At 72.5% G+C, this 5,420-nt stretch carries 5 protein-coding genes and 1 pseudogene; 2 read left to right on the forward strand and 4 right to left on the reverse strand.

Going from position 1 to position 5,420, the window contains the following annotated elements; all coding sequences use genetic code 11:
- From CCN33_RS29005 to CCN33_RS29015, 3 genes are all read right to left on the reverse strand, one after another.
- The coding region (locus CCN33_RS29005; protein ID WP_244173970.1) for an ArsA-related P-loop ATPase at positions 1-298 on the reverse strand (298 nt) is incomplete at its 3' end.
- 60 nt (positions 299-358) lie between these two features.
- Entirely contained in the window at positions 359-799 is a 441-nt protein-coding gene (locus CCN33_RS29010) for an SRPBCC family protein (protein ID WP_030810292.1), read from the reverse strand.
- Between the two features lie 97 nt (positions 800-896).
- Positions 897-1,694: a metallophosphoesterase family protein gene (locus CCN33_RS29015; RefSeq protein WP_086696344.1), complete on the reverse strand. Its 798-nt coding sequence runs from the start codon at positions 1,692-1,694 to the stop codon at positions 897-899.
- A 252-nt stretch (positions 1,695-1,946) separates the two neighbouring features.
- On the opposite strand from CCN33_RS29015, the gene CCN33_RS29020 reads away from it, so the two are divergent.
- Positions 1,947-3,755 carry an AMP-dependent synthetase/ligase gene (locus CCN33_RS29020; RefSeq protein WP_086696345.1) on the forward strand — a complete coding sequence of 603 codons (1,809 nt, stop codon included), beginning with the start codon at positions 1,947-1,949 and terminating at the stop codon, positions 3,753-3,755.
- Between the two features lie 50 nt (positions 3,756-3,805).
- On the opposite strand, the gene CCN33_RS29025 is transcribed toward CCN33_RS29020, so the two are convergent.
- Positions 3,806-4,948 carry a glycosyltransferase family 4 protein gene (locus CCN33_RS29025; protein ID WP_086696346.1) on the reverse strand — a complete coding sequence of 381 codons (1,143 nt, stop codon included), beginning with the start codon at positions 4,946-4,948 and terminating at the stop codon, positions 3,806-3,808.
- A 128-nt stretch (positions 4,949-5,076) separates the two neighbouring features.
- Here CCN33_RS29025 and CCN33_RS29030 point away from each other — a divergent pair.
- Positions 5,077-5,420: pseudogene (locus tag CCN33_RS29030) on the forward strand (hypothetical protein); the annotation flags it as partial.

Raw genomic sequence — 5,420 nt, forward strand, 5'->3', positions numbered from 1 at the left:
CCTCGGCGTCCAGCCGGGAGGCGCCGAGCAGGTCGAGGACGGTTCCGGCCCGGCTCTGGAAGGCGGTGAGGTCCTCGCGGAAGCGGGCACCGGCGTCGGGACGCCACACGGTGAGGTTCTCGGCGGCCTCGGTGGGCGTGGGTCCCGTCACCGTGCCGAGGGCCGCGCCGAGCGTGTCGGTCCGGTCGGCGCCGAGCACGAGCACACGGGCGCCGGTGCGGGCCGCGGCGAGCCCGGTGGCGGCGGCGACGCTGGTGCGGCCGCTGCCGCCCGGCCCGGTGATCAGGAGGGTACGCATGAGGCTGAACGGTAACGGAGCCTCAGCGGCGTGCGGGTCCCCGGCGGCCGGGGCCCGGTGTCAGGAACCCGTCTCGACGCGCTTCTTCAGGCCGGCCAGCGCGCGGTCGATGATGACCTTCTCGGCCTTGCGCTTGATCATGCCGAGCATGGGGATCTTGACGTCGACCGTGAGGCGGTAGGTGACCTCGGTGGACCCGGCGCCCGCGGGCTTGAGCAGGTAGCTGCCGTCCAGGGAGCGGAGCATCTGGGACTTCACCAGCGTCCAGGAGACCTCGTGCTCGCCGGTCCAGGTGTAGGCGAGGGTCTGGTCGTCCTTGATGGCGCCCGCGTCCATGACGAGGCGGACCTCCTCGGCGCGGCCGCGGCCGTCGGTCTCCAGGACCTCGGCCTCCTTCACCTCGCCGGTCCAGTCCGGGTAGCGGGAGAAGTCGGCGATCACCGCCATGACATCGGCCGGGGCCGCCTCGATCGTGATGCTCGAACTGGTGTGTTCCGCCATCGCCGTGGCTCCTCCAGATGCGGCCGGACGTTCTCTCACGCGCGGGGTGCGCACGTGTGTGCAGCGTGAAGGCTACCGCGCCGCCCCCCGCCCGCCGTCACCACTCCAGCACCCACGGCTTGCCGGTGCCGGCGAAGTGGCCCACGTTCACGCACTCGGTCGCGCCGATCCGCATCCGGCGGACGAGCGGCTGGTGGACATGGCCGAACAGGGAGTAGCGCGGCCTGGTGCGCCTGATGGCGGCCAGCAGGGCGCGGCTGCCGCGCTCGAAGCGGCGGGCGACGGTGTCGTAGACGAGTTCGGGCACCTCGGGCGGGATGTGGGTGCAGAGCACGTCGACCTCGCCGACGGCCTCGATCTTCGCCGCGTACTCCTCGTCGTCGATCTCGTACGGGGTGCGCATCGGGGTGCGCAGGCCGCCGCCGACGAAGCCGAAGACAAGGCCGCCGATCTCCACCCGCTCCCCGTCCAGCACGGTGGTGCCCGGTCCGGCGTACTCCCGCCACAGGGGCGGCATGTCGACGTTGCCGTAGGTGGCGTAGGTCGGGGTGGGGAAGGCGGCGAACATCTCGGCGTACTGGCGGCGTACCGCCTGCTCGATCACCGCGTCCCGGTCGGTGCCGATCCCCGACCAGAGCTTCCGGCCGAAGGCGCGGGCCTCCTCGAAGCGGCGGGCGGTGCGCAGCTCGACGATCCGGTCGGCGTTCTCCGCGCCGAACAGGTCGGGGAAGATGCCGCGCGAGTGGTCGGCGTAGTCCAGGAAGAGGACGAGGTCGCCGAGGCAGATCAGCGCGTCGGCGCCCTCCCCGGCCCGCGCGAGATCACGGGCGTTCCCGTGCACGTCGCTGATCACGTGGACGCGGGTCCGGGGGCCGCGGGCGGGTGTGGAAGCCATGGCGATCAAGGGTAGAGGTGTGCGGTCTACGTGAACAGTGGCCCGTCTGGCCTGCGGTTACTCGCCCGTTGGTCAAGAGGTGGACTACTGTGCGCCCAAGCGGGTCTTCCCGTGTGACGCAGCGAACATCTGGCACGGACCCCCTGTCCCAGAGGTCATACCGGCGGGTAACGTCCGGGCAGTCCGGTCGTGCTCCGGAGATCACCCCGGCAGGCGGGACTCCCCGAGCACCCGCCCCGAGGAGCAGCAGTTTTGCGCGAGTTCAGCCTTCCGGCTTTGTACGAGGTCCCCGCCGACGGCAACCTGACGGACATCGTCCGCAGAAACGCCGCTCAGCACCCGGACGTCGCCGTCATCGCCCGCAAGGTGGGCGGTGCCTGGCAGGACGTGACGGCCCGGCAGTTCCTCACCGAGGTGCACGCCGCCGCCAAGGGCCTGATCGCCGCCGGTGTGCAGCCGGGCGACCGGGTCGGCCTGATGTCCCGCACCCGCTACGAGTGGACCCTGCTGGACTTCGCCATCTGGAGCGCGGGCGCGGTCACCGTGCCGGTGTACGAGACCAGTTCGCCGGAGCAGGTGCGCTGGATCCTCTCCGACTCGGGCGCGACGGCCGCCTTCGTGGAGCTGGACGGCCACGCGGCCGCCGTGGACTCGGTGCGCGAGTCGCTGCCGGCCCTGAAGCACGTGTGGCAGATCGAGGCCGGCGGCCTGGAGGAGCTGACGCGGCTCGGGCAGGACGTCTCCGACGCGACGGTCGCCGAGCGCGGCTCGCTCGCCAAGGCGGACGACCCGGCGACCATCGTCTACACCAGCGGCACCACCGGCCGCCCCAAGGGCTGTGTGCTGACCCACCGCAGCTTCTTCGCCGAGTGCGGCAACATCGTGGAGCGGCTGCGCCCGCTGTTCCGTACCGGCGAGTGCTCGGTGCTGCTGTTCCTGCCGCTGGCGCACGTCTTCGGGCGGCTGGTGCAGGTGGCGCCGATGATGGCGCCGATCAAGCTGGGCTGCGTCCCGGACATCAAGAACCTCACCGACGAGCTGTCCGCGTTCCGGCCGACCCTGATCCTGGGCGTCCCGCGCGTCTTCGAGAAGGTCTACAACAGCGCGCGGGCCAAGGCGCAGGCCGACGGCAAGGGCGCGATCTTCGACAAGGCCGCCGATGTGGCCATCGCCTACAGCCGCGCGCTGGACACCCCGGCGGGCCCGTCGCTGAAGCTGAGGCTCAAGCACAGGGTCTTCGACAAGCTGGTCTACGGCAAGCTGCGGGCGGTGCTCGGCGGCCGGGGCGAGTACGCGATCTCGGGCGGTGCCCCGCTGGGCGAGCGGCTCGGCCACTTCTTCCGGGGCATCGGCTTCTCGGTGCTGGAGGGCTACGGCCTGACCGAGTCCTGCGCCGCGACGGCGTTCAACCCGTGGGACCGGCAGAAGATCGGCACGGTCGGCCAGCCGCTGCCCGGCTCGGTCGTGCGGATAGCGGACGACGGGGAGGTGCTGCTGCACGGCGAGCACCTGTTCAAGGAGTACTGGAACAACCCGGACGCGACCGCCGAGGCACTGGCCGACGGCTGGTTCCACACCGGGGACATCGGCACCCTGGACGAGGACGGCTACCTCCGCATCACCGGCCGCAAGAAGGAGATCATCGTCACGGCGGGCGGCAAGAACGTCGCCCCGGCCGTGATCGAGGACCGCATCCGGGCGCACGCGCTGGTCGCGGAGTGCATGGTGGTGGGCGACGGGCGCCCGTTCGTGGGCGCGCTGGTCACCGTCGACGAGGAGTTCCTGGGCCGCTGGGCCGCCGAGCACGGCAAGCCCGCCGGCTCGACGGCGGACTCGCTGCGCGACGACCCGGAGCTGAACGCGGCGATCCAGGCGGCCGTGGACGACGGCAACGCGGCGGTGTCCAAGGCGGAGTCGGTGCGCAAGTTCCGTATCCTGCCGATCCAGTTCACCGAGGAGTCGGGGCACCTGACGCCCTCGCTGAAGCTGAAGCGGAACGTGGTGGCCAAGGACTACGCGGCCGACATCGAGGCCCTCTACGCCAAGCAGACCGCCTCCTGACGAACCGGCAAAGAACCGAGCGGCGCCGGGGGTTCCCCGGCGCCGCCGCGTCAGAGCAGCACCTTCAGCCGTTCGGCCAGCAGGTCCCAGCGCCACTTCTCCTCGACCCAGTTCCTCCCGCGCTCGCCCATCCGGCGGCGCAGGCCCTCGTCGGCGAGGAGGGCGGTGATCCGCTCGGCGGCCTCGGCGGGTTCGCCGCCCCGGACCACCCAGCCGGTCTCGCCGTCGAGCACGGCGTCCGGCGCTCCGCCGGAGTCACCGGCGACCACGGGCAGCCCGGTCGCGGACGCCTCCAGGTAGACGATGCCGAGCCCCTCCACGTCCAGGCCGCCGCGCCGGGTGCGGCACGGCATGGCGAACACGTCCCCGGCGCCGAAGTGCGCGGGCAGCTCGGCCCAGGGCACCGCGCCGGTGAACCGTACGGAGTCCGCGACGCCGGTCTCGGCGGCCAGGCGGCGCAGGTCGGCCTCGTAGGGGCCGCCGCCCACGATCAGCAGTACGGCCTCCGGCTGGGCGGCGAGGATCCGGGGCATGGCCCGGATCAGCGTGTCCTGGCCCTTCCTCGGCACCAGCCGCGAGACGCACACCACCACCGGCCGGTCGGTGAGCCCGAGCCGGGCACGCACCTCGTCCCCGCCGGAGCCGGGGTGGAAGGTCTTCTCGTCCACGCCGGGCGGCAGCTGGACCATGCGCCCGGCCGCCTGAGGGGTGAGCGCGGCCGCGATCCGGGACCGGGTGTACTCGCCGAGGTAGGTGAGGGTGTCCGTGGACTCGCCGATCCGGCGCAGCAGCCCGCGGGCGCCGGGCAACTGGGCCCAGCCGGCCTCGTGGCCGTGGGTGGTGGCCACCAGCCGCTCGGCGCCGGCCTGGCGCAGTGCCGGTGCCATCATCCCGAGCGGCGCCGCCGCCCCGAACCACACCGAGGTGCAGCCGTGCTCCCGCAGCAGTCCCACCGCCCGCCGGGTCGCGCCCGGTGTCGGCAGCAGCATGGTCGTACGGTCGCGTACGACGGTGAAGGGCTGCTCGGCGTCGAAGGCGGCGGTCGCCTCGGCGCCCTCCCGGCCGCGCTTCCAGGTGGAGGCGTAGACGACGATCCGGTCCGGGTCCAGGCGCAGCGCCATGTTGTGCAGGAACGCCTGGATGCCGCCGGGGCGGGGCGGAAAGTCGTTGGTCACGATCAGGGTCTTGTGCATCGCCGCCGACCCTACCGGGTGGGCCGCCCGGGGCCCGGCCCGGCGGAGTCTGTGGCAGGGGCACGGCCGTAAAGGACATCATGAGTCTTCCGACGCGCACGACACACGACCGAACGGCAGGGGATCACGTGGACACGAAGGGCGCCGGGCGGTCCCTGGCGTGGCTCGCGGCGGTGTGGGGGGCGAGCCGTGCCGTCCTGCTGCTGACCGTGTTCAAGGTGATCACCGTCGCGGGCCCGGACGTCACCTCGGACGTGTCGGTGATCTACCGCGGCTGGTACGAGGTCCTGCGTCAAGGAACGTTTCCGCTGGACGACGTGACCTGGCAGTACCCGCCCGCGGCGGCGCTCGCGGTCCTCTCCCCCGGCCTGCTGCCGTTCCTGGACTACACGGACGCCTTCTTCGTCCTGTGCTGCCTCACCGACCTCGCGGTGCTCGTCCTCCTGGCGCGCCACGGCCGGGGCCCCGGCCG

Source organism: Streptomyces recifensis, from assembly GCF_002154615.1.
GTDB lineage: Bacteria > Actinomycetota > Actinomycetes > Streptomycetales > Streptomycetaceae > Streptomyces > Streptomyces griseoluteus.